29 protein-coding genes are annotated in these 25,379 nt (G+C 72.3%); 19 read left to right on the top strand and 10 right to left on the bottom strand.

What is annotated here, in order from left to right; translation table 11 throughout:
• Positions 1-141: 141 nt before the first annotated feature.
• The 3 genes from J4H91_RS03195 (at position 142) to J4H91_RS03185 (ending at position 1,468) form a co-directional block, all read left to right on the top strand.
• Complete coding sequence (locus J4H91_RS03195) at positions 142-462, top strand: DUF7882 family protein (RefSeq protein WP_208044814.1); 321 nt, start codon at positions 142-144, stop codon at positions 460-462.
• Between the two features lie 9 nt (positions 463-471).
• Positions 472-771: a DUF7882 family protein gene (locus J4H91_RS03190; protein ID WP_208044813.1), complete on the top strand. Its 300-nt coding sequence runs from the start codon at positions 472-474 to the stop codon at positions 769-771.
• Positions 772-883: 112 nt separating this feature from the next.
• Positions 884-1,468, top strand: coding sequence for a hypothetical protein (locus J4H91_RS03185; protein WP_208044812.1), 585 nt, complete (start codon positions 884-886; stop codon positions 1,466-1,468).
• 82 nt (positions 1,469-1,550) lie between these two features.
• Here the strand turns inward: J4H91_RS03185 and J4H91_RS03180 are convergent, their stop codons facing one another.
• Positions 1,551-1,808 carry a DUF7218 family protein gene (locus tag J4H91_RS03180; RefSeq protein ID WP_208044811.1) on the bottom strand — a complete coding sequence of 86 codons (258 nt, stop codon included), beginning with the start codon at positions 1,806-1,808 and terminating at the stop codon, positions 1,551-1,553.
• A gap of 269 nt (positions 1,809-2,077) precedes the next feature.
• Here J4H91_RS03180 and J4H91_RS03175 point away from each other — a divergent pair, with 269 nt between their 5' ends.
• From J4H91_RS03175 to J4H91_RS03165, 3 genes are all read left to right on the top strand, one after another.
• On the top strand, positions 2,078-2,749 hold the full coding sequence (locus tag J4H91_RS03175) for a DUF6766 family protein (RefSeq protein WP_208044810.1): 672 nt from the start codon (positions 2,078-2,080) through the stop codon (positions 2,747-2,749).
• Between the two features lie 120 nt (positions 2,750-2,869).
• A complete protein-coding gene (locus tag J4H91_RS03170) occupies positions 2,870-3,136 on the top strand; it encodes a GlsB/YeaQ/YmgE family stress response membrane protein (RefSeq protein ID WP_208044809.1) in 267 nt (88 codons plus the stop codon).
• A gap of 3 nt (positions 3,137-3,139) precedes the next feature.
• Positions 3,140-4,072 (top strand): sigma-70 family RNA polymerase sigma factor, encoded by a 933-nt coding sequence (locus J4H91_RS03165; RefSeq protein WP_208044808.1) that lies wholly within the window; start codon positions 3,140-3,142, stop codon positions 4,070-4,072.
• Here J4H91_RS03165 and J4H91_RS03160 read toward each other — a convergent pair.
• A complete protein-coding gene (locus J4H91_RS03160; protein ID WP_208044807.1) occupies positions 3,998-5,047 on the bottom strand; it encodes a glycosyltransferase family 9 protein in 1,050 nt (349 codons plus the stop codon). The two genes, J4H91_RS03165 and J4H91_RS03160, sit on opposite strands and share 75 nt — an antisense overlap.
• Before the next feature lie 85 nt (positions 5,048-5,132).
• On the opposite strand from J4H91_RS03160, the gene J4H91_RS03155 reads away from it, so the two are divergent.
• The 7 genes from J4H91_RS03155 to J4H91_RS03125 are packed head-to-tail and all read left to right on the top strand — an operon-like array spanning position 5,133 to position 11,814.
• Positions 5,133-5,669: a D-glycero-alpha-D-manno-heptose-1,7-bisphosphate 7-phosphatase gene (locus J4H91_RS03155; protein WP_208044806.1), complete on the top strand. Its 537-nt coding sequence runs from the start codon at positions 5,133-5,135 to the stop codon at positions 5,667-5,669.
• Positions 5,666-6,727, top strand: coding sequence for a glycosyltransferase family 9 protein (locus J4H91_RS03150; protein ID WP_208044805.1), 1,062 nt, complete (start codon positions 5,666-5,668; stop codon positions 6,725-6,727). The genes J4H91_RS03155 and J4H91_RS03150 overlap by 4 nt, the downstream gene beginning before the upstream one ends.
• The gene (locus J4H91_RS03145; RefSeq protein WP_208044804.1) at positions 6,724-7,764 is read left to right on the top strand and encodes a glycosyltransferase; all 1,041 of its coding nucleotides are present in this window, start codon (positions 6,724-6,726) and stop codon (positions 7,762-7,764) included. The genes J4H91_RS03150 and J4H91_RS03145 overlap by 4 nt, the downstream gene beginning before the upstream one ends.
• Positions 7,761-9,026, top strand: coding sequence for a glycosyltransferase (locus tag J4H91_RS03140; protein WP_208044803.1), 1,266 nt, complete (start codon positions 7,761-7,763; stop codon positions 9,024-9,026). The genes J4H91_RS03145 and J4H91_RS03140 overlap by 4 nt, the downstream gene beginning before the upstream one ends.
• Positions 9,023-9,694 (top strand): D-sedoheptulose-7-phosphate isomerase, encoded by a 672-nt coding sequence (locus tag J4H91_RS03135; RefSeq protein WP_208044802.1) that lies wholly within the window; start codon positions 9,023-9,025, stop codon positions 9,692-9,694. Before J4H91_RS03140 ends, J4H91_RS03135 begins: the two co-directional genes overlap by 4 nt.
• The gene (locus tag J4H91_RS03130) at positions 9,691-11,067 is read left to right on the top strand and encodes a PfkB family carbohydrate kinase (RefSeq protein ID WP_208044801.1); all 1,377 of its coding nucleotides are present in this window, start codon (positions 9,691-9,693) and stop codon (positions 11,065-11,067) included. Before J4H91_RS03135 ends, J4H91_RS03130 begins: the two co-directional genes overlap by 4 nt.
• Positions 11,068-11,103: 36 nt before the next feature.
• Positions 11,104-11,814 carry an SDR family oxidoreductase gene (locus J4H91_RS03125; RefSeq protein ID WP_208044800.1) on the top strand — a complete coding sequence of 237 codons (711 nt, stop codon included), beginning with the start codon at positions 11,104-11,106 and terminating at the stop codon, positions 11,812-11,814.
• 41 nt (positions 11,815-11,855) lie between these two features.
• On the opposite strand, the gene J4H91_RS03120 is transcribed toward J4H91_RS03125, so the two are convergent.
• Positions 11,856-13,010, bottom strand: a complete 1,155-nt coding sequence (locus J4H91_RS03120) for a glycosyltransferase family 9 protein (RefSeq protein WP_208044799.1) — start codon at positions 13,008-13,010, stop codon at positions 11,856-11,858.
• A 134-nt stretch (positions 13,011-13,144) separates the two neighbouring features.
• Between J4H91_RS03120 and J4H91_RS03115 the strand changes: the two genes are divergently transcribed.
• Together J4H91_RS03115 and J4H91_RS15855 are read left to right on the top strand one after the other, a co-directional pair.
• The gene (locus J4H91_RS03115; RefSeq protein WP_208044798.1) at positions 13,145-14,260 is read left to right on the top strand and encodes a bifunctional heptose 7-phosphate kinase/heptose 1-phosphate adenyltransferase; all 1,116 of its coding nucleotides are present in this window, start codon (positions 13,145-13,147) and stop codon (positions 14,258-14,260) included.
• The gene (locus J4H91_RS15855) at positions 14,257-15,363 is read left to right on the top strand and encodes a DUF2795 domain-containing protein (protein WP_341783402.1); all 1,107 of its coding nucleotides are present in this window, start codon (positions 14,257-14,259) and stop codon (positions 15,361-15,363) included. The genes J4H91_RS03115 and J4H91_RS15855 overlap by 4 nt, the downstream gene beginning before the upstream one ends.
• Before the next feature lie 64 nt (positions 15,364-15,427).
• Here J4H91_RS15855 and J4H91_RS03100 read toward each other — a convergent pair whose 3' ends face one another.
• Positions 15,428-16,567, bottom strand: coding sequence for a carboxylate-amine ligase (locus J4H91_RS03100; protein WP_208044797.1), 1,140 nt, complete (start codon positions 16,565-16,567; stop codon positions 15,428-15,430).
• Between the two features lie 286 nt (positions 16,568-16,853).
• On the opposite strand from J4H91_RS03100, the gene J4H91_RS03095 reads away from it, so the two are divergent.
• Positions 16,854-17,342: a YbaK/EbsC family protein gene (locus tag J4H91_RS03095; RefSeq protein ID WP_208044796.1), complete on the top strand. Its 489-nt coding sequence runs from the start codon at positions 16,854-16,856 to the stop codon at positions 17,340-17,342.
• A 4-nt stretch (positions 17,343-17,346) separates the two neighbouring features.
• Here J4H91_RS03095 and J4H91_RS03090 read toward each other — a convergent pair whose 3' ends face one another.
• Together J4H91_RS03090 and J4H91_RS03085 are read right to left on the bottom strand one after the other, a co-directional pair.
• Entirely contained in the window at positions 17,347-17,877 is a 531-nt protein-coding gene (locus tag J4H91_RS03090; RefSeq protein WP_208044795.1) for a lipocalin family protein, read from the bottom strand.
• Positions 17,874-19,220, bottom strand: a complete 1,347-nt coding sequence (locus tag J4H91_RS03085) for an APC family permease (protein WP_208044794.1) — start codon at positions 19,218-19,220, stop codon at positions 17,874-17,876. The genes J4H91_RS03090 and J4H91_RS03085 overlap by 4 nt, the downstream gene beginning before the upstream one ends.
• A gap of 162 nt (positions 19,221-19,382) precedes the next feature.
• On the opposite strand from J4H91_RS03085, the gene J4H91_RS03080 reads away from it, so the two are divergent.
• Positions 19,383-19,934, top strand: coding sequence for a phosphohydrolase (locus J4H91_RS03080; RefSeq protein ID WP_208044793.1), 552 nt, complete (start codon positions 19,383-19,385; stop codon positions 19,932-19,934).
• Here J4H91_RS03080 and J4H91_RS03075 read toward each other — a convergent pair.
• Positions 19,931-20,707, bottom strand: a complete 777-nt coding sequence (locus J4H91_RS03075; RefSeq protein WP_208044792.1) for a glycerophosphodiester phosphodiesterase family protein — start codon at positions 20,705-20,707, stop codon at positions 19,931-19,933. The genes J4H91_RS03080 and J4H91_RS03075 overlap by 4 nt on opposite strands.
• Before the next feature lie 221 nt (positions 20,708-20,928).
• On the opposite strand from J4H91_RS03075, the gene J4H91_RS03070 reads away from it, so the two are divergent.
• Positions 20,929-21,351 carry a hypothetical protein gene (locus J4H91_RS03070; protein ID WP_208044853.1) on the top strand — a complete coding sequence of 141 codons (423 nt, stop codon included), beginning with the start codon at positions 20,929-20,931 and terminating at the stop codon, positions 21,349-21,351.
• A 65-nt stretch (positions 21,352-21,416) separates the two neighbouring features.
• Here J4H91_RS03070 and poxB read toward each other — a convergent pair whose 3' ends face one another.
• Positions 21,417-23,141, bottom strand: a complete 1,725-nt coding sequence (gene poxB, locus J4H91_RS03065; protein ID WP_208044791.1) for a ubiquinone-dependent pyruvate dehydrogenase — start codon at positions 23,139-23,141, stop codon at positions 21,417-21,419.
• Positions 23,142-23,312: 171 nt separating this feature from the next.
• Between poxB and J4H91_RS03060 the strand changes: the two genes are divergently transcribed.
• Positions 23,313-23,819 (top strand): YfcE family phosphodiesterase, encoded by a 507-nt coding sequence (locus J4H91_RS03060; RefSeq protein WP_208044790.1) that lies wholly within the window; start codon positions 23,313-23,315, stop codon positions 23,817-23,819.
• Positions 23,820-23,926: 107 nt separating this feature from the next.
• On the opposite strand, the gene J4H91_RS03055 is transcribed toward J4H91_RS03060, so the two are convergent.
• On the bottom strand, positions 23,927-24,544 hold the full coding sequence (locus J4H91_RS03055; protein ID WP_208044789.1) for a HEAT repeat domain-containing protein: 618 nt from the start codon (positions 24,542-24,544) through the stop codon (positions 23,927-23,929).
• A gap of 131 nt (positions 24,545-24,675) precedes the next feature.
• The gene (locus J4H91_RS03050) at positions 24,676-25,281 is read right to left on the bottom strand and encodes a YdeI/OmpD-associated family protein (RefSeq protein WP_208044788.1); all 606 of its coding nucleotides are present in this window, start codon (positions 25,279-25,281) and stop codon (positions 24,676-24,678) included.
• Positions 25,282-25,379: the final 98 nt, after the last annotated feature.

Genomic DNA, 25,379 nt, shown 5'->3' with positions numbered 1-25,379 from the left:
CGTAAGAGGTCTCGTGAGGGATCCCCCACTGAGTTCGACTATACATGGTTCTAAAGTTCGTCATGGCGAACTTTGTCTTCGCGGCGCGCCCACAGATCAGGCGCACTATCACTTCTTCCCAGGTCATGCCACTATGAGCACATGGGATTTCTGGTTTACGGGGGCACACAAGAGTTCGAGTTCGAGGACAGAACCCTCGCGCATCTGAAGGTGGCGATCACCATGAAGCTGCGCCGCCAGGAGAGCTTTCTGATGAGCTGGGTGAATCCCGCGGAGCGCGGCGGGGGTCGCGTCTCCATCTGGTTGACTCCGAACATCCCGCTGTCGTTCCGCTTCGCGGGCAGCCGCCCGCCCCAGCTGAACAAGGCCTGGCTCTCGGTGCTCGCGGACTTCTCGCACACCCCGCGCGGCCTGGTGGTGGTCTCGGAGGACGAGGCCGAGAAGCGCGCGACGGAACGGTAAGGCGAAACCATGGGATATCTGCACTACGGCTACGGCAAGAGCTTCGCGTTCGACGATCGCACCCTCACCCACCTGAGAACGACCATCTTCGGCAAGCTCAACCTGCAGGAGAGCGTCGTGTTCACCTGGGTCGACGAGGACGGGCACCAGCGCAGCATCTGGCTGCAGCCCGGCATCCCGCTGCACTTCGAGTTCGATGCGGCCGAGACGCCCGATATCAACCCGGCGTGGATCGAGCAGCTGATGGCCCACGCGAACGCGCCGAGCGGACTGCGCCTCGTCGACGAGCCCGGTTCCGAGAAGGCCTGACCATCGCGCCGACGCGCCGCTACGGCATCGCCCTCCGTTTGTCGACCCCCTGAGGGAGTTCTCCGACCCGTGCTAGCTTCGGCCGCACGCGAACAGCCGGAGGGAGAACGTCATGTCGAACGAGCAGATTCCGGGAAGCGGTCAGGGCGATGAGCCGAAGCACGGCGAGCCGGAGGTCGATCCCGACAGCCCCGAGCGCCTGACCGAGGAGCGGCCGGATGCGCCGCACGACGCGACACGCTTCGAGGCTCCGGCCGGCCACGGCACCGCCGACGGGCCGCCCTACGGGCAGGAGTTCCAGGAGCGCCCGGTGCTCGACGGCTCGACCCAGAGCGACGAGGCGGAGGCCTCCGTGCCGAACCCGCACCGCGGCCAGGCCGACCCCGCGACGATCGCGAGACAGCCAGCGCTGAACAGCACCCGCAGCGGTCGCTGGCTCGTCGCATCCTGCGTCGCCGCGGTCATCCTGGTGCTCGGGCTGCTGCTGCTGGCCAGGTGGGAGCCGGTGTGGTGCGGCGTCGGCGTGGTCGTGGCGCTCCTCGCGCTCGTGCTCATGCTGGTGCTGCGCGCCAGCCGGATGGAGCAGAGGTCGAAGCTCCGCGCGGCCGCCGTGCTCATGGCCGTGCTCTGGCTCGTGCCCCTCGCCGTCATCCTGTCGGTGCTGGTCGGCCGGCGCGAGGAGATCTGGCCGCTGTGAGCTGCGGGGCCCGGTCTCCCCGGGGAGGCGAGCCTGCCCGGCGGAGGCGGGCGCTCCCCCGGAAAGAGCTCCCGCACCGCGCTCAGTGCGAGCGGATCAGCTCGATGAGCTCGCCCTTGCGGAGTCTCGAGTAACCCGTCAGGCCCAGCTCCTTCGCGCGCTCGCGCAGTTCGGCGACCGTGCGGTCCTCGTAGTCCTCCGCCTCGCCGCCGCGCTTGCCGACGCGCGATCGACCCTCCTTCGCCGCGGCGTTCGAGATGCGGGCGGCCTTCTCCTTCGACGCGCCGTCTTCTCGCAGGCGCTCGTAGAGATCCTCGTCCTTCAGCTGCGGGTTCGGCATGCTGCTCACGTCCTTTCGCTCGAGGGATCGTAGCCTCATCCCGAAGCTATGCCCGGCACGGCGCGTGCGCGACCCCCTCGACATCGGAACGCGCCCCGGCTAACCTGCGGCGGTTGCCATATCGGCGGCGACCGCGCAAGGGCTTGCCCGCACCCGAACGACCGCTCCTAAGATCGCGGCATGAGAGCGACGTTCCTGTTCTGGATGACGGTGGTGGCCGCGGGTCTCGCGGCGATGCTGGCGATCGTGCTGATGGGGAGGTGATTCCGATGAGGCTGAGGGATCACGCGCTCTCGATCGCCTTCGCGGCCGCGTTCGTGGTGACGCTCGCCGGGCAATCGGTGGCGGGCCTGCTCGCGTACAACGAGGAGCAGACTGCGCACGGCGCCCCGGGCACCGACTGGTTCGGGTTCGTGACCTCATCGGACTTCGTGGTCGACGTGGCCGAGAACTGGCAGTCGGAGTACTTGCAGTTCTTCCTCTTCATCCTCGCCACGGTGTGGCTCGTGCAGCGCGGCTCCCCCGAGTCGAAGAAGCCGGGCGACGAGGGACTCGGCAGCGACGAGGAGCAGCGGGTCGGCGCGCATGCCCGCGCCAACTCCCCCGCATGGGCTCGCGCCGATGGTTGGCGGAGGTGGTGCTACAGCAACTCGCTGATCCTCACGATGGGGGCGGTCTTCGTCGCCTCCTGGGGAATTCAGGCGCTCGCGGGTACGACCGTGTACAACGCCGATCAGGCCCTGCACGGACAGCCGCCGGTATCGGTGGGTGAGTACCTCGTATCCGCGGACTTCTGGAATCGCACGTTGCAGAACTGGCAGTCCGAACTGCTCGCCGTCGGCTCGATGGTGGCGTTCTCCATCTTCCTGAGGCAGCGCGGATCGGCCGAGTCGAAGCCTGTGGGGGCACCCCACCACGTGAGCGCGGTCGAGTCGGAGTGAGCACGGCGCCCGCGTACTAACCCATCGGAGAGCCGGGGCACAACCCCCTGGCCCGGCCCGGGACGCGGGGCTACCGTCGGGGAAACGGGCGAGATCCGCCCGGATGGAAGGAGCACGATCATGGGTTTCATCGCATTTCTCGTACTCGGCCTGATCGCCGGGGCCATCGCGAAAGCGATCCTCCCGGGTAGGCAGGGCGGGGGCTGGATCGCCACACTGCTGCTCGGCGTGGTCGGCGCAATGCTCGGCGGCTGGCTGGGAGGCGTGCTGTTCGGGGCCGATCTCGGGGAGTTCTGGTCGCTCGAAACGTGGCTGCTGGCCATCGGCGGATCGATCGTCGTGCTGCTGATCTACGGACTGATCGTCGGCCGCAAGCGCGTGGACTGAGCCGTGACCGTTCTGTCCGCTGCGCCGGCAGGCCGCAGGGCCGCAACCACGGCGCAGGTGGCCGGAACGCCGGCACGGTCGGGCCCTCCGCCCGGCACGAGCGCGCGGCTCGCGAGGGCGCGGCTCCCGTGGGCGCCGCGCTCGGCCCACGCCGCCCACGACGCCCGGATGGAGGCGCTCCTCGCAGCTGCGGCGAGCGCCTCCGACCCGGCCCGTCGCCGAATCCATCAGAGGGTCACGGCCGAGTATCTGAGCCTTGCCGATGCCGTGGCCAACCGCTTCCGAACGGTCGCCGACGATATCGATGACGTCAGACAGGCCGCCTATCTCGGCTTGGCCAAAGCCGTGCGCCGTTTCGACCCGGGGCAGGGATCCGGATTCGCGGCGTTCGCGGTACCCACGATTTCCGGTGAGATCAAGCGCCACCTGCGCGACTACTCGTGGTCGGTGCGGCCTCCGCGCGCTCTGCAGGAGCTCACGGGGGAACTCTCGGACTGCGCCTCGCGGCTCGCCCAGCAGCTCGGGCGCGAACCGACGCTCGCAGAACTGGCCTGCGCGGTGAAGCGCCCCCGTCGGATCGTGGCGGCCGCCGCGCGCTGCCAGCTCGCCCGCACCGCACTCTCACTCGACTCGACGGCGCACGATGGGGAGGACTCCTCGTCGGAGCCGCTCGGTGCGCTGCGTCCGTACGAGCCGGCGTTCGAGCCGCGCGCCGACGCGCTGCTCGTGCTCATGGATGCGATGCAGGCGCTGACCGCCGATGAACGGCGGATCGTGCGCCTCCGCTTCGCTGAAGATCTCACCCAGGCGCAGATCGCCTCCGACCTCGGTGTGAGCCAGATGCAGGTCTCGCGCCTGCTCTCACGGATCCTCGCGGTGCTGCGCGAACGGCTCCTCGCGGTCGGTGTGCGCGGCTCGGCCGCCTTCGAGGAGTGATCGGGCCGCCGACAGCACCTGCTCCGCGCCGACGGCGAGGAGGGCGGGATCGGGGTCGGCCGCGAAAGCGTCTCCGCGACGCAGTTCGGGGGCTGTGAGCACGATATGGGGTCCGGGTGGCGGACCCCATTCCTCGGGAGGGGCCGGCCCGAAGACGATGACGGACGGCGTGCCGTAGGCCGAGGCGAGGTGGGCCGCACCGGTGTCGACGGTGACGACGATGCGCGCCGCCGCGACGAGGGCCGCGAGTTCGCGCAGTCCCGCCCGTCCCGCGAGCATCGCGCCTTCGTCGAGGCCCGCGGCTCTCGCGATCTCGCGGGCGCGATCGGCCTCCGCCGCGCCTCCCGTCACCAGGACGCGCAAGCCGTCGCGCTCCAGCTCCGAGGCGACGCGGGCGAAGCGATCGGCCGGCCAGTGACGGGAGCCGTAGGCCGCGCCGACGTGCACGATCGCGATGTCGCGCGCTCCGCCGGCGGTATCCCCTGCCGCCAGTGCCTCGGCGTCGACCACCGGAACCTCGATCGAAACGTCGTCGGGGTCTGCGGATGCGCCGAACGCGTTCACGAGCCGCGCCCACCTCACACGCTCGTGCGTGCCGTCGATCCACGGCACCCCGCCGGGGTCTGCGGGCGAGCGGTGCACGATCTTCAGTCGCGCGCCGAGCGCGTCGATCCAAGCCCGGCTCTCCGGTCCGTTGCCGTGCAGGTTGACCGCGATGTCGACCTGCCCGGGCTCGCAGGCCGGCGGGTCGTCGAGTCCGTCGGTCGGCAGCAGTTCATCGACGGCGGGGATCAGGCCCACGACGGGAGCGAGCCAGCCGGAGGTCGCGAGCACGATGCGATGGTCGGGAAAGGCCCGCCGGAGCCCCTTGAGCGCGGGCACCGCGACGAGCAGATCGCCGAGCTTGAGCGCGCGCAGCGCGAGAAGGACCGGCCTGGGGTCGGGCGGAGGAGTGGGAGCAGGGGTCTCGTGCATCCGCAACGTGTACCACAGGAGCAGGAGCAGAAGCAAGGCTGCCGGCACCGCGTTTCAGGACTGCTCCTCCGGGCACGGGGGGGGCATGGAACACGACATCGAGGCATTCCTCTTCGACCGCGACGACACGCTCATCGTCGACGTGCCGTACAACGGCGATCCCTCCGCGGTCGTACCCATGCCCACCGTGGAGAAGGCCCTCGAACGTCTTCGCTCGCTCGGTTTCCCGCTCGGCGTCGTGAGCAATCAGTCGGGCATCGCCCGAGGGATCGTCTCGGCCGAGGCCGTGCAGCGGGTGAACGACCGGGTGGCCGAGGTGCTGGGCGGCTTCGACGTGTGGCGGATCTGCCCTCACGCGCCGGAAGACGGTTGCGAGTGCAGGAAGCCGCGCCCGGCGATGATCCTGTCGGCCGCCGCGGAGCTCGGAATAGCTCCCGAGCGTGTGGCGATGATCGGTGACATCGGCGCCGACGTGGCGGCGGCGCGCGCCGCAGGCGCCGTCGCCGTACTCGTGCCGACCGCGCGCACCAGGCCGGAGGAGTGCGCGACGGCTCCGCTGACCGCGGAGACGGTAGGAGACGCGGTCGATCTGCTGCTCGCGGGAAGCGAGGGACGACGATGAGCAGGCGAGTGCTCGTGGCGCGCCTCGACAGCCTCGGCGACGTGCTGCTCGCGGGACCTGCGGTGCGAGCGGTCGCGGCGGTGGCGGAGGTCGTGATGCTGTGCGGGCCGCGCGGAGCCGAGGCCGCACGTCTGCTGCCGGGGGTGTCGGAGGTGATCGTGTGGAACGCGCCGTGGATCGCGAACCCCGCTCCCGCGGCTACGGCCGAGCACCACGGCGCACTCGTCCGGCTGGTGCGCGGGGCGGCCGTCTCCGAGGCCGTGATCCTGACGTCCTTCCACCAGTCGCCGCTCCCCCTCGCCCTGCTGCTCAGGTCGGCGGGCGTCGAACGGATCTCCGGAGCCTCGGTCGACTACGCGGGCTCGCTCCTCGACGTACGGCTCCGGCCCGGGGAGGATCTGCCGGAGGACATCCCGGAACCGCAGCGCGCGCTCGCGATCGTCGGCGCCGCGGGCTTCCCGCAGGCGGACGACGGAGCCCTGCGCGTCCGCGCGGTTCCCGATGTGCGCGAGCTCACCGGGCCGGGCCCCTACGTCGTGCTCCACCCGGGAGCCGACGCCCCGGCGCGCCAGTGGCCGATCGAGGGCTTCGCCGAGACCGCCCGCCTCCTGGAATCCGAGGGACGCCGGGTGGTGCTCACGGGAAGCGGGGACGAGCGGCTGCTGACGCGCCGGATCCTGGAGCGCGCCCCCGGCGCCCTCGACCTCGCCGGCGCGTGCTCGCTCCCGCAACTCGCCGGCGTGCTGGCCGCCGCATCGGCCGTCGTCTGCGGCAACACCGGCCCCGCGCACCTCGCCGCCGCGGTCGGCACGCCGGTGGTGAGCCTCTTCTCCCCCGTCGTCCCCGCGGTGCGGTGGGCGCCCTCCGGCGTCCCGCTCCGCCTGCTCGGCGACCAGGCGGCTCCCTGCCGCGGTTCCCGAGCCAGAGTCTGCCCCGTGCCGGGGCACCCGTGCCTGGCCGCGGTGTCCCCTGACGCCGTGCTTTCGGCGGTGACCGAGATCGAGCGCCCGGCGCCCCTCCGAATCCCTGCTGCAACGACGAACGGAGCATACGAATGAGAATCCTCCTCTGGCACGTGCACGGAGCGTGGTCCGACGGCTTCCTGCGCGGAGAGCACGAGTACCTGATCCCCGCGGATCGGGGTGCGGATCTCGCCCTGCCCCGCGGCGGGGCGCGGACCGTCGATCCCGCTGCGCTGCGGGAGACCGACGTCGACATCGTCGTGCTGCAGCGCGTCGAGGAACTCGAACTCGCCGAGCGCCTGCTCGGCCGTCGACTCGGGTCGGAGCTGCCTGCGGTCTTCGTCGAGCACAACACGCCGAAGGAGCGCCCTGTCACCGAGCGGCACTTCCTCGCCGAGCAGAGCGACATCCCCGTGGTGCACGTGACGCACTTCAACCGCCTGGTCTGGGACTGCGGGCGGGCAACCACCCGGGTCATCGAGCACGGCATCCCCGACCCCGGGCCGCTCTACACGGGCGAGCTCCCGTCGCTCGGCCTCGTCGTGAATGAGCCCGTGCGCCGCGGCCGCGTCACCGGAACCGACCTGATCCCTCGCTTCGCGGAGGCGGCCCCGATCGACTGCTTCGGGATCGATACCGATCTCCTGCCCGCGGCGCTCGAACTCGGAGAGGAGCGCCTGCGCGTGGTCGGCGACCTGCCGACGGCGCGGCTGCACCGGGAGCTCGCGCGCCGCCGGGTCTATCTGCACACCGTGCGATGGACATCGCTCGGACTCTCGCTGCTCGAGGCGATGCACCTCGCGATGCCGGTGCTCGTGTTCGACACGACGGAGGCCTCGCGCGCGGTGCCTCCCGAAGCCGGGGCGATCTCGGCTGACCCCGACGATCTCGTGCGCGCCGCGCGGGAGCTCATCGCCGATCCCGAGGAGGCCAGGCGCCGCGGCGCCGCGGCCCGGAGCTCCGTCCGCGAGCGCTACGGCCTGGAGCGCTTCCACGCCGAGTGGGACGCCCTGCTGCACGACGTCGTGGAGAGCGCGACCGCCCGGCGCAGACGCCGCTCCGGCCCACGACCGCAGCTTCAGGATCCCTCGCCCGCACGCACCACCGCACTCCTGGAAGGAGCAGACCGATGAGAATCGCCATGGTCTCGGAACACGCAAGCCCGCTGGCCGCCCTCGGGGGCGTCGACGCCGGAGGGCAGAACGTGCACGTCTCCGCCCTCTCGCGCGCCCTCGCGGCCCGCGGTCACGCAGTGAGCGTCTACACCAGACGCGACGACCCCGCACTGCCCGACCGCGTAGCGCTCTGCCCGGGCGTCGAGGTGGTGCACGTCACGGCGGGACCGCTCGCGCGCGTGCCCAAGGACGAGCTGCTGCCGCACATGCCCGAGTTCGCGGAAGAGCTCGCTGCGCTGTGGCGGCCCGCGCCTCCCGACGTCGTGCACAGCCACTTCTGGATGTCCGGGCTCGCCGCGCTCGACGGCGTGCGGGCGCTCGGCCCGGGCGTGCCGCACCCGCCCGTGATGCACACCTATCACGCGCTCGGCTCCGTGAAGCGCCGGCACCAGGGCGATGCCGACACGAGCCCGGCCGAGCGCGCGTGGCTCGAGCCCATGGTCGGCCGCCGCGTCGACACCGTCATCGCGACCTGCGAGGACGAGACCCGAGAGCTCCAGGCGCTCGGCATCCCGAGAGCGAAGATCACCGTCGTGCCCTGCGGCGTCGACCTCGCGAACTTCTCCGCCTCCGGTCCCGCCGAGACGCCGGGCGCGGCGCATCGACTGCTGAGCGTCGGCCGCCTCGTGCCGCGCAAGGGTGTGGACGTCGTGATCCGGGCCCTCGCGGCGCTGCGAGACGCCGGATTCGACGATGTGGAACTCGAGGTGGTCGGCGGCCCCCAGGGCGCATCCGAAGCGGAGCCCCTCTCGGGAGACCCCGAGGCCCGGAGGCTCGCGACCCTCGCCGACGAGCTCGGCGTCGCCGACCGTGTGCACTTCAGGGGCCAGGTTCCTCAGCAGCGCATGCCGGCGCTGCTGCGCTCCGCCGACGCCGTCGTCTGCACGCCCTGGTACGAGCCGTTCGGCATCGTGCCGCTCGAGAGCATGGCCTGCGGCACCCCCGTGGTCGTCGCGGCCGTCGGGGGCCTCGCCGACAGCGTCGTCGACGGCGTCACCGGCCTGCACGTGCCCCCGAGGGATCCCGAGGCGCTCGCGTCGGCGCTCCTGCGGCTGTGCGAGGACCCGCAGCTGCGGAGCGCGCTCGGCGCGGCCGGACGTCTGCGGGTCGAGGCCGGCTACACCTGGGAACGGGTCGCGGCCCGCACCGAGGCGGCCTACGAACTCGCCGTTGGGCAGTCGCTCGCCGATGTGCGCCGGCTCGAGGGGGTGGCGCTATGACCGCCTCCACCACCGTGCACGGGCGGGTGCGTGAGCACTTCGGCGGGCTCGAGCGCGTGCTCTCCGCGGCCCAGCGGCACGCCGACCACCTCGAGGCCTGGGGCATCGACCTCGCCGAGCGCCTGCGCTCGGGGGCGCGCGTACTCATCGCGGGCAACGGCGGTTCGGCGGCCGAGGCTCAGCACTTCGCCGCCGAGCTCGTCGGGAGATACCGGGAGGAGCGACCGGCGTTCTCGGCGCTCGCGCTGAACGCGGAGACCTCGAGCCTCACGGCCATCGGCAACGACTACGGCTTCGCCGAGGTCTTCGCTCGGCAGGTGCGCGCCCACGGGAGGGCCGGCGACATCGTCGTGCTCCTGTCGACGAGCGGCGCGAGCCGCAACCTGCTCGAGGCAGCTCGGGCGGCGCGACAGGTGGGAGCGGTCTCCTGGGCGATGACGGGGCCCGGGCCGAACCCGCTGTCCTCGATCTGCGACGACGCCATCTGCGTCGACGGCCCTGGGCCGCACGTGCAGGAGTTCCAGCTCGCCGCCGTGCACGCGGTGTGCGAGGTGTTCGACGCCGTCTGCGCGCGGCACGCGGCCTCGGCCGCGCGCGCACGGTCGGCGGCAGGAGCCGAACCGGCAGTTCACGAGGGATCGGCCGCGCGGGAGAGGAGCGCACGATGAGGATCACGATCGTCGGAGACGTGCTGCTCGATGAGGACATCGACGGGACCGCGACGAAGTTCTACCCCGACGCCGCGGCGCCCGTGGTCGAGGTGACATCGCGGAACTCGCGGGCTGGCGGCGCCGGGCTCGTCGCGGGCATGCTCGAGGCCGACGGCCACGAGGTGGTGCTCGTCACCGCCCTGTCGGATGACGCGGGCGGTGCGCGACTGCGCGAACATCTCGCTGACGTCGACCTCGTCGCGTGCCCGTCTGACGCGCCCACCCCGGTGAAATCGCGCCTGCGCGCCGAGGGGCACCCCGTGTGCCGCATCGACGAGGGCTGCGAGGAAGCCCCGGCCCCGCGCGTCGGGGCGCACACGATCGCCGCGATCGAGGCCGCGGAAGCACTCGTCGTCGCCGACTACGGTCGCGGCCTCGCCGCCCATCCCGCGGTGCGCGAGGCGCTGCGGCGCCGCGGTCGTGAGGTGCCGCTCGTATGGGATCCCCACCCGAGAGGGGCCGAGCCCGTCGCGTCGGCCGCCCTCGTCACTCCCAACCTCGCGGAGGCCGCCGCGGCTGCGGGCACGCCCCCCGACCCCGCGGCGGCGGGCGACGCCGCTGCCCGGCTGCTCGAGCGCTACGGCTGCGGAGCGGTCGCGGTGACGCTCGGAGCGCACGGCGCCCTGCTGCTCGAGGAGCGGGGCGATGCGCTGCTCGTGCCTGCCGCGGCCGCCGAGACGGGCGACCCGTGCGGTGCGGGCGATCGCTTCGCCGCGTCCGCCGCGGTGGCGCTGGCGCGGGGCGAGGGGCACGAGGCCGCCGTGCGAACGGCCGTCGCAGACGCCGCGGCCTACCTCGCCCGCGGCGGCGTGGCCTCGCTGGGCCGACTGCAGGGCGACCGCACGGTCGGCGTCGAGGTGGCCGAGGCGGAGCAGCGGCGCGGGACGCGATCCCTCGTCGAATCCGTGAGGGATCGCGGCGGCACCGTCGTGGCGGCCGGGGGATGCTTCGACCTGCTGCACGCCGGACACGTGCGCACCCTCGAGGCCGCGCGCGCGCTCGGCGACTGCCTCATCGTGCTCCTCAACTCCGATGCCTCGGTGCGGCGGCTCAAGGGGCCGACGCGACCCATCATCGGCCAGGACGACCGCGTCGAGATGCTCCGCGCGCTCGCCTGCGTGGACGACGTGATCGTCTTCGAGGAGGACGGGCCGGAGGCGGCGCTCGACGCCCTGCGCCCCGACCTCTGGGTGAAGGGCGGCGACTACCGCGTCGAATCCCTCCCGGAGACGCGGCTGCTCGAGAGCTGGGGAGGCAGAGCCGTCGCGCTCCCCTACCACCTCGGCCGCTCGACCACGCACCTCGCGGAGGCGCTCGCCCAGGTCGGCTGAGCGCTCCCGCACCCCACGACATCGAAGGAGAACACCATGCAGCACTCGCTCTACCCCCGCCCCCTCGGCCGCATCCTCGTCACCGGAGGCGCCTCCGGCCTCGGAGAGGCGGTCGCAAGCGCCGTCGAGGAGGCCGGAGGATCGCCCGGGGTCATCGACCTCGACGTCTCGTCGCTCTCGGGCCGCTGGCCGGCGAGGGCAGCCGATGTCTCGGATCGCTCCGCCGTCGAACGGGCCGTCTCGGAACTGGCCGAGGAGCTCGGCGGCATCGACGGCGTCGTCACGGCCGCCGGCATCGACCGCTGCGGCCGCCTCGAGGACGTCGACGCAACCGAGTGGGAGCGCGTCATCGGCGTGAACCTGCTCGGCACCGTGTCGACCGTGCGCGCCGCGCTGCCGCACATCGAGCGCGCCCACGGCCGCGTCGTCACCGTCGCCTCCTCGCTCGCCCTGCGGGCGCTTCCCGAGGCGACCGCGTACTGCGCCTCCAAGTTCGGGGTGCTCGGCTTCTCGCGGGCCCTGGCCGCGGAGACCGCGGGCCGGCTGGGCGTCACGACGCTCATCCCGGCGGGCATGCGCACCCGGTTCTTCGACGACCGGCCCGAGCAGTACCGGCCCGGGCCCGACGCGCAGCTCAACGAGCCGTCGGACGTGGCGCGGAGCGTCGTATTCGCTCTGCAGCAGCCGCCGCACTGCGAGGTTCGCGAACTCGTGATCTGCCCCGAGCAGGAGCCGTCATGGCCGTGAGGGATCCGGAGCTCGCGGGCTCGCGGTCGGGGCTCACCGGCTCACGCGGTCGCGCCGAGCAGCGCCCGCGCGTCGGCCAGCACCGTTTCGACCGGCACGTCGCCGACGAAGGAGACGTCGTGCGCGCACCGCTCCTCGGCGCCCCCGTCGTCGACGATGCCGCGGCCGCAGACGGGGCATCGCATCGTCCAGGAGACGCGCGCGCGGTGACGCGACCGGCCGAACGGGCCGGCGTTGAGCAGATTGCCGCACCAGTACACGGAGGCCGTGGTCGTGCCGAGCGCCTGCGCGAGGTGGCGAGGGCCGCTGTCGTTGCCGATCATGAGATCGGCCCGAGCGAGCGTGCCGACGAGCTCGGAGATGGAGAGCGCACCCGCCGTGTCGATCACCCGGGAGGGCGATTCGGAGCCAAGTGCCGCCGCGTCGGCGACCTGGGCGCAGAGCTCCCGCTCCGCGGAGCTGCCGACGATCACGACCCGCGCACCCTCGTCGGCGAGCGCGCTCGCGACCGCCGCGAAGCGCTCCGCCGGCCATCGGCGCCGCGGATCGGTGGCGCCCGGGTGCACGGCGACGAGGGGTCCCTCGCCGAAGCGCTCGCACGCGAAGCCCAGCTCGCCCGGAGTTGCCCGCAGCCGCGGCTCGAGCTCGACGGGCGGTGCGCCGGCGAGACCGGCCACCTCGAGCCAACGGGCGATCTCGTGCTGGAAGTAGACGTACTCGAGGTTGCGGTCGAGCGGCTCGGCGTCGGGGGTGCGGGTGCCTGCCGTGCAGCGGGCACCGAGGCCGAGGACGAACGGGTTCGAGAACCGTCCGCCGCCGTGCATCTGAAGGGCCAGGTCGTACCCCTCGTCCCTGCGCGCCGCGAGGAACCGCTCAGTCTCGGCGGCCGTGTCGGGGGCGGTGTCGCGCGCCGTGTCGGGCGCGCCGACACCGCGCGCCGGCGGCAGCACGAGGGCACGATGCGGAGCCCCGAGCCGACCTTCGAAGAGCTCGACCGCGACGGGCGTCCCGAGCAGCACGACCTCGGCGCCCGGGTAGGCGGAGGCGAGCGCCCGTATCGCGGGCAGCGCGAAGAGCACGTCGCCGATGCCCCCGCCGCGTACCACGGCGATGCGACGCACGTCCTCCAGCCGGTTCCCCAGCGGCCCGATCGCGAGCGCGCGCGCCCGTTCCTCGAACTGTTCCGCGTCTGTCATTCCGCTCCCCTCTCCGCCCTCCCGCCTCGCCGGACCCTCGCGGCCCGCGCACCTCGGGGCGGTCGTCACTCCTCTGCCCCGACTCGCGCATTCCGAAACCGAGCGGCGCATCGCCCTCTGGAAAGGAGCACGTCATGAACGCTCGCTGCATCGAACTCGTCAGGAAGCACCGGCCCATCGTCACCGTGGTGGGCGACTTCATGCTCGACGGCTGGTGGAGCGGTCGGATCGAGCGCTTCGCCCGCGAGGCGCCGGCCCCGGTCGTCGACATCGAGGCGCGCAGGGACGCCCCTGGCGGGGCCGCGAACACCGCCCTCAACCTGGCCGCGCTCGGGGCCCGCGTGCGGGCGGTGGGAGCCGTCGGCGCCGACGCCGCAGCGTCGCGGCTGCTCGCGAGGCTCGGAGAGGCGGGCGTCGACGTCACCCGGCTGCGCGAGGTGCCCGGAGCGCAGACCACGACGAAGGTGCGCGTGTCGGTGGGAGACGAGATGCTCATGCGTCTCGACCGCACCCAGACCGATACGTGGCCGGGCGCGGCGCGGCGCCGGCTCGTGAACGACGTGGCCGCGGCGGCCGGAACGAGCGACGCCCTGCTGATCTGCGACTACGGCTCGTCGCTGCTCGACGACGAGACCGTGGCCGCGCTCGCAGGGCTGCGGCGTCCTCCGCTGCTCGTGGTCGACGCCCACGATCCCCGCCGGTGGCGCGCGCTGCACCCCGATGTCGTCACCCCGAACGCGGCCGAGGCCGAGCGGGTGCAGGGCGCGGAGTTGGGCGAGGGATCCGAGCGCGTCGGCAACGTCGATGCCGACGAACTGTTCGCCGAGACCGGGGCCACCGCGATCGTGGTGACCCTCGACCGCACCGGCACCGTGCTGCTGCGCCGCAACAGGCTCCCCCACCGCACCTACGCGAGGCCCGCCCCCGAGCATCAGGCCTCGGGCGCGGGCGACGTCTTCGCCGCGGCGCTGACGACCGCTCGCGCGGCAGGGATGCCGCTCGAGCACGCCGCCGACTTCGCGCAGCGGGCCGCCGACGTCGCGGTGCGGAAGAGCGGCACCTGCGTCTGCTCGCTCGAGGAGCTGGAGGAGCCCGAGGTCTCGGCCGACACGGGCCGGGGCGACGAGGCATCGGACGACCGCGACGCCCCCGGCCCCTCGCGGAACACGACCGGTGCAGCGCGGGCCGCGGGCGATCCCTCGCGGAATGAGCACCGTGCGGCGCGCGCCGCGGGGGCGGTGATCCCGTGAGCCCCGGAAGCCGCCGCGGCGCCGCGCAGTGGGGCGCTCCGGCGGAACCCCAGACCGCGGAGCTCGACGTGCTCGTGCCCACCTCGGGTCGCAACTCCGAACTCGCCGTGACCCTGGCCGGCCTCGCGGCGCAGGACGACCCGCCGTTCAGGGTCATCGTCGGCGACCAGTCGGACAGCGGCGTACTCGGCTCGCCCGCCGTGCGCGCCATGATGCGCGTGCTGCGCGCGCAGGGCCGCGCGGTCGAACTCCACAGGCACCGCGAGCGGCGTGGCATGGCCGAGCATCGGCAGTTCCTGCTGGACCTCTCCCGGGCTCCGCGGGTGCTCTACCTCGACGACGACGTCTGGCTCGAACCCGGCGCGCTCGAGAAGCTCGTGGCCGCGCTCGACGAACAGCGGTGCGGCTTCGTCGGCTATGCGGTGCAGGGACTGTCGTTCCTCGAGGACGTGCGCCCCGAGGAGACGCAGCACTTCGAACCGTGGGGCGATGAGGGCGTGCAGCCCGAGCGCATGCGCCCCGGGCCCGCGATGGAGCGCAGGTGGCCGCTGCACAACGCCGCGAACCTCGCCCACCTCGCCGCCGACCTCGGGCTCTCCGACGGCGACCGCATCGCCTATCGCATCGCCTGGGTGGGCAGCTGCGTGCTCTTCGAGCGACGGGCGCTCGTCGCGGCGGGAGGCTTCGACTTCTGGGAGAGCCTGCCTCCGCGGCACGCCGGCGAGGACCGGGTGGCGCAGTGGCGCGTCATGGAGTGCTTCGGCGGTGCCGGCATCGTGCCGAGCCCCGCCGTGCACTTGGAGGCGCCGACCACCATCGTCGACCGCCGCCACGAGGCGAGCAACTTCATATACCCCCGTTCGGGCACCGATGATCCGGACGAGGCTCGGAGAAGAGAGGAGACCCGCATGTCCGAGCAGCCCAATCCAATCCAGATCCAGAAGTTCCTCGGCGGGGTCGGCTACCCCGCGGGCCGCGACGACCTCGTCGCCACCGCCCGCGACTCGGGCGCCGACGAGCGCGTGCTCGACGCCCTCCGTGCGCTGCCCGAGAAGCAGTACCAGAAGCCCACGGAGGTCAGCGACGCGCTCTCGGACTCCTGAGCCGCGCCGCAGGCTGGACGAGGGTGAGGGATCCCCGCCCGCTCGATCGGCGGGCGGAGATCCCTCACCCCTGGCCGGCCTCCGGCGAGATCGCGGCCGATCCCTCGCGGTAGAGGTCGAGGAGGCCGCCGATGCCGCCCTCGGCGAACCGCGAGATCTGTCGGCGAGCCGGGCTGCCCTCGCGCCGCAGCCGCTCCACATAGCGGTCGACGCGGCCCTGGCCGCCGAAGCGCACCAGCTCGGGCTGAATGAACCCGACCATGCGCTCGACGAACTCGAGCGCCGGCACGGACTCGGCCGTCGCGGGGTCGACGAGCTCGGACTCGAGACCGTTGCGCGCGGCCAGCCACAGCGCGCCGTCGACGAGCCCCGGCGCGATGCGCGGCGCCTCGAGGCCGTGCGCCTCGTCGCTCAGGCAACGATCGACGAGCGCTCGCACGATGACGCCGAACGACACCGCCTCCCCCGCGGTCAGCTGGGCGTCGGCGATGCGCAGCTCGATCGTCGGATAGTTCTCCGAGAGCCGGGCGATCCAGGTGACGATTCCCGAGTCGAGCAGCACGCCGCTACCGACCAGCTGCTCGACCGAGCGGGCGTAGTCCTCTCCGTCGATGAAGTCGGGAGGGTAACCGCGGAGGGGCCAGTTCATGCTCATGAGGTAGCGCCAGCTCGCGAAACCCGTGGCCTCGCCGCACCACACGGGCGAGTTCGCGGTCATGGCGAGCAGCGCGGGCGCCCAGCGGGCGAGTCTGCGCAGCACGGCGACGCCCGCATCGCGCGAGGGGATCTCGACGTGCACGTGCGTGCCGGTGACGTACTGGTAGGCGCCCGCGTTCCGCATCTCGGCGTCGATCGCGCGGTAGCGATCCTTGGGCGTGACGGTGCCGACGGTCTCCCCGCCGACCGGGGGCAGTCCGGTGCCCGCGAGCACGGCACCGCGAGCGGTCGCCGCCTCGGCCGCTGCGAGGCGGAATCCGGTGAGGGATCGCTCCGCCTCCCCCGCCTCGATGCACACGGGCGTCGCGGTCTCGAGCTGGCTGGAGAAGAACTCGCGCTCCGCGTCGGCGCCGTGCTCGGGCATGCGGTCGATGAGCTCGGCCGCCCCGTCGGTGGGCGAGCCGCTCGTCGCGTCGAGCAGCAGGTACTCCTCCTCGACGCCGAAGCTGCGGGGCTGCACCGTGCGCTCGCCATCACGCTCCGCCATTCGCCGTCTCCTCCCCCACCGGCGCATCGGTCGTCGATGTCGGGTTCATCGATGTGTCGGTCATCGGTGTCTCTCTCATCGCTCCGGCTCCTCTCGTCGTCTCCGGAACCGCGAGACGGCACACCGCCTCGCGAGTGGTCTTCGAGCGTACGCCGACGGGCGCGCACGGGCAGCGGGGTTGACTTGCGGGAGTCCGAGCCGGTAGGCGTGACGGTAGTGTGGGGCCGTGCCGCTGCCCGAGAGGCTGCGGCGTGACCGGCGGAGACGAGAGCGGAAAGGATCGGATATGGGAACGACTCGGGTGCGGGAGCATCTCGCGGATCGCGGCTGGACGGGCGAGATCCTCGAGTTCGACGAGTCGAGCGCCACCGTCGAACTGGCGGCGGAGAAGGTCGGCACCGCCCCCGCCCGCATCGCGAAGACCCTCGGCTTCTACGATCCCGAGGCTCCCGAGCGCGCCGTGCTCGTCGTCGCCGCGGGCGACGCCCGCGTGAACGGCGGGATGTTCAAGCGCCGCTTCGGCGGCAAGCCCCGCATGCTGCGCGCGGAGGACGTCGCAGAGTTCACCGGCCATCCGGTCGGCGGCGTGTGCCCGTTCGCGAACCCCGGCGAGGCTCGTGTCTTCCTCGACGAGTCGCTGCGGCGCTTCGAGACGGTGTTCCCGGCTGCGGGAACCGCGTCGTCGGCGGTCGAGATCCCTGTCGAGTCGTTCGAGCAGCTGTGCGGTGCCGAGGCCTGGGTCGAGGTCACGGCGGGATGGCGGGGCGAGGGCTGATCCCTTACTGCTCCTCGGCGAGCATCTCCTCGGTCACCCGCCCGCCCGACTGCGGCGTCGTGATCCATGCCGCCAGGTCGTAGCCCTGCCGGCGCGCCGCACCGAGATACTCCCGCTCGAGCTGCGCGTCGATGACCGGCTCCCGGCCGAGCAGCCAGAGGTGCTTGCGATCGGGAGTGCCGACGAGGGCGTGGCGGTAGTCAGGGTCGATCTCGAGCACCCAGTAGTCCGCGCGGGTGAAGGGGATCCACCGCAATCCCTCGGGAAGGAAGCTCACCCGCAACCGCCCCGGGTGCTCCGCATCGGGCACCGCCTGGCCGAGCGCCCGTGTCGGCGCTCCCTCGGCATCGATGCACCGGTTGTCCACCCGCACCGTGCCGTCCTCGCGCAGCGAGTACTCGGCGGTCACATCGACCGCCGCATCGTCCTCGAAGCGCAGCGGCAGCCGCCCCACCTCGTACCAGAGACCGAGATAGCGCTGCAGATCCAGATCCTCGACCGATGTCGGCTGCGCTTCGGGTGTAGATTCGTTCATGCTCGGGCCCTCCGTGCACCCCATCTCGCCACAGCGTAGAGCAGCCCGCCGACCGCGAGCAGGACCGCCGCGAAGAGCCAGACCATGCCGCGCTGCTGCGTGAGCAGCAGCACGCACGAGGCGATCCCGAGCACCGGCACGAAGGTCCACACCCTGAAGTGCTCGTGCTCCACGCGGTCGCGGCGCAGCACGAGCACGGCGACGTTCGCGCTCAGGAACACGAAGAGCAGCAGCAGGACCACCGTCTCGGCGAGCGTGGCGAGGTCGCCGATGAGCGCGAGCAGCATCGCGGCGATCGTCGTGACGAGGATCGCGACCCACGGCGTGCGGCGCTTCGGCAGCACCCGCGAGAGCGCGGACGGCAGCAGCCCCTGCTCCGCCATCCCGTAGGCGAGGCGGCTCGACATGATCATCGTGAGCAGCGCCCCGTTGGCGACGGCGATGAGCGCGATGAGGCTGAACACCGCAGATGGCACGCCGATCCCCGTCGCCTCGACCACCGCGAGCAGCGGGCCGCTCGACTCGCTCAGCTCCTCGGATGGCAGTGCCGCGGCGCTCGCAAGACCCACGAGCACGTAGACCGCCCCAGCGGTGATCAGCGCTCCGAAGAGCGCACGCGGGTAGGTGCGGGTGGGCTGCTTCACCTCCTCGATCACGTTGGCCGAGGTCTCGAAGCCGACGAAGGAGTAGAAGGCGATGATGGCGCCTGCGAGCACGGCTCCCGCGACGCCGCTGCCCGCGGGCGCCTCGAGGGTCCGCGAGGGATCTCCCCCGCCGCCCGCCACGAAGACGGCGACGACGACGACCACGATCACGAGACCGCTGAGCTCGATGATCGTCATCACGAGATTCGCGCCCATCGACTCCCGGATGCCCCTGGCGTTCAGCGCGGCGACGACTGCGAGGAAGAGCAGTGCGACGAGCGGGACCGGGAGGTCGACGAAGGTGCTGAAGTAGTCGCCTGCGAAGGCGATCGAGAGGCCCGCGGCGCTCGTGACACCCGCCGCGAGCATCGAGAAGCCGACGAGGAACGACACGAGCGGGCTGCGGAACGCCCGCTCCGCGAACACCGCGGCGCCGCCCGCGCGCGGGTACTTCGTGACGAGCTCCGCGTAGGAGCCCGCGGTCAGCATGGCGAGCGCCAGCGCGAGCAGCAGCGGCGCCCAGAGCAGGCCGCCCACCTGCTCGGAGAGCACGCCCATGAGCGCGTAGACGCCCGCGCCGAGCACGTCTCCCAGGATGAAGGCGAACAGGAGCGGGCCGGTGATGGCGCGTCGCAGGCGCCCGGGTGCTTCGGGCGCCGCGTCTGCCGCAGCTGAGGCGGAGCTTGCTTCTGGTGTCATGGCGCGAGCGTAGCCCTCCGGCGCGCGCCGCGGACCTCCCTTGACACCGGCCGACGCCCCGCGGTACGAGCGCGGAGCCGAGTCAAGGGACCCGCCGCCGATCTCCGTTTGCTGGTAGAACTGAGCGGTGAGGCCTCCTCCGGCGGCCGGCGAGGAGCGAGGATGACGCAGAAGGCCGAGCGGCTCGCCCGCGAGATCGCACGCGAGGCCCACGCCGGACAGGTCGACAAGCTCGGGCGGGACTACCTCGAGGCCCACCTCGCACCGATCGCCGCGGGCGCTGCGCTGTTCGAGTCGAGCGCTCCTCGGGCTGAGGCAGCGGCGTGGCTGCACGACGTGCTCGAGGACACCGACGTGACCGCGCGCGAACTCGCCGACCGCGGGGTCGCACCGGATGTGGTCTCCGCCGTCGAGTCGGTGACCCGCAGGCCGGGCGAGGCATACGAACGGCTCATCGACCGCGCGTGCGCCCACCCCGTGGGGCGCTACGTGAAGCTCGTCGACAACGCCTGGAACCTCGCGTCGAATCCCGAGCTCGCAGAGGTGCACCCCGAGCGTGCGCACGAACTGCGCGCCGAGCGGTATCTGCCGGCGCGCGTCAGACTGCTCGCCGCCACGGGCCTGCACGAGGACTCCCCCGAGATCGCCCGCCTGGACCGGGTGCTGGACGAGCGCTTGACGCGGCTCCCCGCTGCGGATCCCCCTTCCCGTTAGCGGAGCGTCGCGAGCGCCAGATCGGCGCGGTCGGTGATGATGCCGTCGGCGCCGCGGGCGACGAGGGATCGCATGCGCTCCGGGTCGTTGACCGTCCAGACGTGCACCTCGACTCCCGCCGCGTGCGCGGCCGCGACGAGGCGCGGGCCGAAGATGGGCACGCCCCGGTGCCGCTCCGGGATCTGCAGCGCGTCGACGCCCCGGAGGGCGCGGGCGGCGAGCCCGCGCGAACGCGAGGCGACCGCGGCGAGTATCCGGAGGAGCGATCCGCGGCCGGGCGAGGTGGCGAGGCGCTCGATTCCGGGGGCCGAGGCCGCGGCGCGCAGCGCGCGCAGGCGGATGTCGTCGGAGAAGCTCGTCAGCAGCATGCGGTGCGCGTGGGGCGCGGCGATGCGGCCGGCGGGCTCCGCCGCGGCTGCGGCCTTCACGTCGATGTTGAAGCGCGCGAGCGGAAACGCTTCGAGCGCTTCGTCGAGGGTGAGCAGACCGCCGCGATCCGCGAAGACCTCCGCGAGTTCGGCCCGGCTCAGCTCGGCGACGCGCCTCGGGTCGCCCGCGATCCGGGTGAGGTCGGCGTCGTGCGCGAGCACCACCGCGCCGTCGCGCGTCAGGTGGCAGTCGGATTCCAGGTACTCGGCGCCCGCCGCGACGGCGGCCTCGAACGCGGCGCGCGTGTTCTCCGCGATGCCGCGCGCGGCGGCGTCCGCGGGCACGAATCCGCGATGCGCGAACACCCGCGGTTTCGCGGTGCCCTCGAGATAGGGGTGCGGCATGTCGTCTCCTCGGTGCGGCGGGGCGGTTGAGGGATCCCTCGCGGATGCCGCACCCGCAGTGTGTTCTGGCAGCACCCTACCCGCGTTCGGCATCGCGCGGGCGTGGGCTGCTAACGCATCCGCGTGCGGCACCGCAACCCCTGGAGCGCCCAGCCGGCCCGCGGATACGTTCGGGGTACCGGGCGAGATTCGTTCGGCACCGATACCGGGAGGGATCCACCATGCAGGAGCATTCGACCCCCGATCAGCACGACGACCGCAGCGGCGAGCGCCGGGCAGAGGAGCGCCAGCCCGAGGAGCGCACCGAGACCGTCCCCACCGGAGCGGGCCCGGGCGTGGCGGAGGCCGACGCCGTAAGCGATCCCGCGCGCGATGATCGCACCGGCTCCGACTGGGCCGATGAGGGCGGAGCGACCCCCGTTGGCCCGGCAACCTCCACGAGGGGCGAGGGAGCGGCGACAGGAGACGGTGGGGAAAGCGGGGCCGACAGGGATCCCGCAGAGGGCGACGGGGCCGGTGCCGGCGGTGAGCCGGCAGGTCCCGCCGACGAGGACGCCGAGGATCTGCGCAACCGCCTCGACATCGCGGGCGGCGGCACCGACTCGCTCGGCGAGCCGCCGACGGGCCCCGCGAACGAGAACTGACGCGATCGCGGTGAGGGATCGGGAACCCGGTGCGGGTTCCCGATCCCTCACCATGTATGGATCCCTCAGAGGATCTGCCGCAGGTTCGTCTTGGCGAGGTCGACGATCTCGTCGCCGCGCCCCGAGAGCACGGTGCGCAGCGCGTAGAGCGTGAAGCCCTTCATCTGCGCCGCGGAGATCGAGGGCGGCATCGACAGCTCCTGGCGATCGGTCATCACCTCGACGAGCGCGGGCCCCGGATGCGCGAGAGCGTCGCGCAGCGCGGCTTCGAGTTCGGCCGATTCGGCGACCCGCACGGCGTGCAGGCCGACGGCCCGGGCCACCGCCGAGAAGTCGGGATTCTTCAGGCCCGTGCCGTAGTTCACGAAGCCCGCCGCCTTCATCTCGAGCTCCACGAAGTTCAGCGACGAGTTGTTGAACACCACGATCTTCACCGGCAGGGGCTCGTTCTGGCCCAGCGTGAGGAGTTCGCCGAGCAGCATCGCGAAGCCGCCGTCCCCGGCGAGCGCGATGACCTGGCGATCCCTCTGGGCCGCCTGCACCCCGATCGCCTGCGAGACGGCGTTGGCCATCGAGCCGTGGCTGAAGGAGCCGATGAGACGCCTGCGGCCGTTCATCCGCAGATAGCGCGCGGCCCACACGACCGGCGAGCCGACGTCGGGGATGAAGACGGCGTCGTCGGCGGCGATCTCGTCGATCAGGCGCGCGACGTACTGCGGGTGGATCGGCTTTCCCGAGCCCGCGGGCACGGCGAGCTCGTCGAGCCGCCGCCGCGTCTTCGTGTAGTGCTCGACGGAACTCTCGAGGTGGGAGCGGCTGCGCCGGTGCTTCAGGAGCGGGAGGAGCGCCGCGGCGGTCTCGCCGACATCGCCCACGATCCCGAGGTCGAGCGGGGTGCGCCGGCCCAGGTTCTCGCCGCGGAGGTCGACCTGGATCTTCACCGCCTTCTCGGGGTAGAACTGCGGGTACGGAAAGTCGGTGCCGAGCATGAGGATCGTGTCGGCCTGCTCCATCGCCCGGTAGCCCGAGGCGAAGCCGAGGAGGCCCGTCATGCCGACGTCGAAGGGGTTGTCGTACTCGACGTGCTCCTTGCCGCGCAGGGCGTGCACGATCGGGGCCGCGAGCTTGTCGGCGAGCGCCACGACCTCGTCGTGCGCACCCGCGACGCCGGCCCCGGCGAGGATCGTGACCTTCTTGGCCCCGTCGAGCAGCTCGACCGCTCGGTCGAGCTCGGCCTGCGACGGGATCACCCGCGGCTGCGACGGGGTGAGGCGGGTGACGGTCGTGTCGGTCGCCTCGGTGAGCGCGACATCGCCCGGGATCACCACGACGGCCACGCCTCGCTTCTCGATCGCCGTCTGCATCGCGATGCGCAGCACGCCCGGCATCTGCGCCGGGGTCGAGACGTGCTCGACGTAGACCGAGCACTCGCGGAAGAGCTCCTGCGGATGCGTCTCCTGGAAGTAGGTGGAGCCGATCTCGTCACTCGGGATGTGCGCGGCGATCGCCAGCACGGGCACGCGCGAGCGATTGGCGTCGAAGAGCCCGTTGATGAGGTGCAGGTTGCCCGGGCCGCAGCTGCCTGCGCAGACGGCGAGCCTTCCCGTCGTCGCGGCCTCCCCCGATGCGGCGAACGCCGCGGCCTCCTCGTGACGCACGTGCACCCACTCGATGTCGGAAGTGCGGAGCGCGTCCGTGAAGCCGTTGAGCGAGTCGCCCGGAATGCCGTACACGCGCTGCACCCCGTTCTCGGCGAGGGTGTCGACGATGTTCTGCGCCACGGTGACCATAGCTTGCCTCCCTTTTTGCTACTGCCGTTCCATCCTCTCTCCGCCGCGCGGGCGGCACGAGGGGTGGTGCGGCCCGCGTCGCAGTGGTAGTGGGACGGCGCGCGTGTAAGGGGCCGGCCGAGGAGCCTCCGGGGATTGCCCGAGGAGCTCCCGCGGCACGAGGATGGGAGGGTGACCACGACGCTCCTGCTGCTCGCCGACACCCACGTGCCGAAGCGCGCGCGGCGCCTCCCGGGGGCGGTGCTGGACGCCGCCGGGGCCGCGGACGTCGTGGTGCACGCGGGCGACTGGGTCGATGAGGCGACACTCGACCTGCTCGCGTCGCGGGCGAGCGTGCTGCACGGCGTGTTCGGCAACAACGACGGCCCCGAGTTGCGGGCGCGGCTGCCCGAGGTCGCGCGGTTCTCGGTCGAGGGCGTCTCGGTCGCGGTGGTGCACGAGACCGGCCAGACGCGCGGCCGGGAGCAGCGCATGGACGAGCAGGTCCCAGGAGTCGACCTGCTCGTGTTCGGGCACTCGCACATCCCGTGGGACACCGTCTCGCCGGGCGGCATGCGCCTGCTGAACCCCGGGTCGCCCACCGACCGCCGCAGGCAGCCGCGCTGCACGATGATGGAGGTGACCATCGACGGCCGCGAGATCGATGCACGGTTGATCGAGGTCGACAGGGACCGATAGGGATCCCTCTCGCGCGACGCCGGGGGCCGTCAGGGATCCCTCGCCCGAGTCGCCCGAGATCCCTCGCGCAGTGCAGTATCTCGCTCCCGATCCCGCGCCGTCGGGCGCTATTCGAGCACGAAGGTGGCCTCGGGGTCTTCGATCAGCCGGAGCGTCGCCCGCGCGTGCTGCGCCGTTTCGCTGTCGTGCGCGGCGTCGATCGTGACGGCCTGCAGCGCGGGAATCGCATCCTCGCCCAGCTCCACGAAGGCACGGCTCAGGCTGCGCTTCACGTCGAGGTCGCCGCGCCCCAGCTCGCGGGAGAACTCTCGGGCGAGATCCGCGTGGGTGTCGAGTGGCGCGAGCCCGGCTGCGGTGCGCCAGGCGGCGCGGGCGACCTCGTCGTCGGCGTCGTGGAGATGGGCGGGTGTGATCGCGTGCCATCCGCGCTCGTCGCCGAGCTTCGAGAGTGTGTGCAGCGCCTGGCTGCGCGCCTGCGGCACGTCGGATCGCGTCTCCTCGAGCACGCGCGGCAGCACGATCTCGGGCGACAGCCGCGTGAGCGCCCAGGTGAGCATGTCGCGCACGTAGAAGTCGGGCTCGACGGCGCAGCGCTCGATCAGGGGCTCCAGGTACGCGTCGTCGGGGTGCGTGCCCGCGGTGAGCGCCGCCTGCAGGCGCGCCGAAGACTCATCTGCGCTCAGCGCAGCGGCGAGGTTGGCGGCGGTCGTTCCCGTTTCGGTCATGAGCTCCATGGTGGGCGCGATCGTCCCGGAGCGCAAATATCGGGTGTAACGCGGATGGTGCGGTCGGGGATCCACCTGGTCGGCTCCGCCGCAAGGTGGTTCGCGGCGGCCGTGCCTTCCTAGCTGTTGCCCTACTGCGGGTGGGGAGTCTCGCCGTTCTCGAGCATCGTGAGGATCTTGGCGAGCCGGTTGCCGCGAGTCGTGGCGTTCGAGGCGGTCATGAGGCGGTGCAGGATCGCGTAGCGGTTGGCAGCGTTGAGGGAGGCGAACGTCGCGGCGGCCTTTTCGGATGCGGCGAGCGCGACCGTGAGATCGTCGGGCACCTCGGCCTTCGCGGATCCCGCGTATGCGCGCTCCCAGCGACCGTCGACCTTGGCGCGATCGATCTCGGCCTGGCCGCGCTCGCGCATGCGTCCCTGCGCGATCAGCTCCTCGACGATTCCGATGTTGCGCTGCGACCACATCGACGCGCGGCGGCGCGGTGTGAATCGCTGGCGGAACGTCGCCGCGTCGAGGCTGCCCTTCTGCCCGTCGATCCACCCGCTGCACAGGGCCTCCTCGAGCGCCTGCGCATAGCTCAGCGTGGTCGGCTCGGTCGTCCCCTTCTTCGCGAGCACCAGCCAGACCCCGTCGGAGGTGTCTTCGTGCTCGTCGAGCCAGGCGCGCCAGGCGGCGACGTCGGGGACGATGAGGAGCTCGGGAAGCTGTGGCTGCTGCAGTGCCTGCGGAGCGGTCATGGTTCCATCGTAGGGAGTCGGTGCGGTGAAGCTCTGACTCTGATTAAGCAGAAGCGGAGAAGCTGCGTACCGCAGCCGCGAATCCAACGTCGGAGGCC

This window comes from Leucobacter ruminantium, assembly GCF_017565705.1.
Taxonomy (GTDB): domain Bacteria; phylum Actinomycetota; class Actinomycetes; order Actinomycetales; family Microbacteriaceae; genus Leucobacter; species Leucobacter ruminantium.
Note: the sequence above shows the minus strand (reverse complement) of the source record. Positions and strands in the feature narration are given on the sequence as shown.

Coding starts and splice junctions, on each gene's coding strand:
- J4H91_RS03140 (WP_208044803.1), top strand. CDS start 7,761: ATGAGAATCGCCATGGTCTCGGAACACGCAAGCCCGCTGGCCGCCCTC.
- J4H91_RS03070 (WP_208044853.1), top strand. CDS start 20,929: ATGCAGGAGCATTCGACCCCCGATCAGCACGACGACCGCAGCGGCGAG.
- J4H91_RS03180 (WP_208044811.1), bottom strand. CDS start 1,808: ATGCCGAACCCGCAGCTGAAGGACGAGGATCTCTACGAGCGCCTGCGA.
- J4H91_RS03190 (WP_208044813.1), top strand. CDS start 472: ATGGGATATCTGCACTACGGCTACGGCAAGAGCTTCGCGTTCGACGAT.
- J4H91_RS03095 (WP_208044796.1), top strand. CDS start 16,854: ATGGGAACGACTCGGGTGCGGGAGCATCTCGCGGATCGCGGCTGGACG.
- J4H91_RS03050 (WP_208044788.1), bottom strand. CDS start 25,281: ATGACCGCTCCGCAGGCACTGCAGCAGCCACAGCTTCCCGAGCTCCTC.
- J4H91_RS03080 (WP_208044793.1), top strand. CDS start 19,383: ATGACGCAGAAGGCCGAGCGGCTCGCCCGCGAGATCGCACGCGAGGCC.
- J4H91_RS03195 (WP_208044814.1), top strand. CDS start 142: ATGGGATTTCTGGTTTACGGGGGCACACAAGAGTTCGAGTTCGAGGAC.
- J4H91_RS03120 (WP_208044799.1), bottom strand. CDS start 13,010: ATGACAGACGCGGAACAGTTCGAGGAACGGGCGCGCGCGCTCGCGATC.
- J4H91_RS03075 (WP_208044792.1), bottom strand. CDS start 20,707: ATGCCGCACCCCTATCTCGAGGGCACCGCGAAACCGCGGGTGTTCGCG.
- J4H91_RS03155 (WP_208044806.1), top strand. CDS start 5,133: ATGGAACACGACATCGAGGCATTCCTCTTCGACCGCGACGACACGCTC.
- poxB (WP_208044791.1), bottom strand. CDS start 23,141: ATGGTCACCGTGGCGCAGAACATCGTCGACACCCTCGCCGAGAACGGG.
- J4H91_RS03150 (WP_208044805.1), top strand. CDS start 5,666: ATGAGCAGGCGAGTGCTCGTGGCGCGCCTCGACAGCCTCGGCGACGTG.
- J4H91_RS03185 (WP_208044812.1), top strand. CDS start 884: ATGTCGAACGAGCAGATTCCGGGAAGCGGTCAGGGCGATGAGCCGAAG.
- J4H91_RS03130 (WP_208044801.1), top strand. CDS start 9,691: ATGAGGATCACGATCGTCGGAGACGTGCTGCTCGATGAGGACATCGAC.
- J4H91_RS03145 (WP_208044804.1), top strand. CDS start 6,724: ATGAGAATCCTCCTCTGGCACGTGCACGGAGCGTGGTCCGACGGCTTC.
- J4H91_RS03125 (WP_208044800.1), top strand. CDS start 11,104: ATGCAGCACTCGCTCTACCCCCGCCCCCTCGGCCGCATCCTCGTCACC.
- J4H91_RS03090 (WP_208044795.1), bottom strand. CDS start 17,877: ATGAACGAATCTACACCCGAAGCGCAGCCGACATCGGTCGAGGATCTG.
- J4H91_RS03160 (WP_208044807.1), bottom strand. CDS start 5,047: ATGCACGAGACCCCTGCTCCCACTCCTCCGCCCGACCCCAGGCCGGTC.
- J4H91_RS03175 (WP_208044810.1), top strand. CDS start 2,078: ATGAGGCTGAGGGATCACGCGCTCTCGATCGCCTTCGCGGCCGCGTTC.
- J4H91_RS03135 (WP_208044802.1), top strand. CDS start 9,023: ATGACCGCCTCCACCACCGTGCACGGGCGGGTGCGTGAGCACTTCGGC.
- J4H91_RS03170 (WP_208044809.1), top strand. CDS start 2,870: ATGGGTTTCATCGCATTTCTCGTACTCGGCCTGATCGCCGGGGCCATC.
- J4H91_RS03115 (WP_208044798.1), top strand. CDS start 13,145: ATGAACGCTCGCTGCATCGAACTCGTCAGGAAGCACCGGCCCATCGTC.
- J4H91_RS03055 (WP_208044789.1), bottom strand. CDS start 24,544: ATGACCGAAACGGGAACGACCGCCGCCAACCTCGCCGCTGCGCTGAGC.
- J4H91_RS03100 (WP_208044797.1), bottom strand. CDS start 16,567: ATGGCGGAGCGTGATGGCGAGCGCACGGTGCAGCCCCGCAGCTTCGGC.
- J4H91_RS03085 (WP_208044794.1), bottom strand. CDS start 19,220: ATGACACCAGAAGCAAGCTCCGCCTCAGCTGCGGCAGACGCGGCGCCC.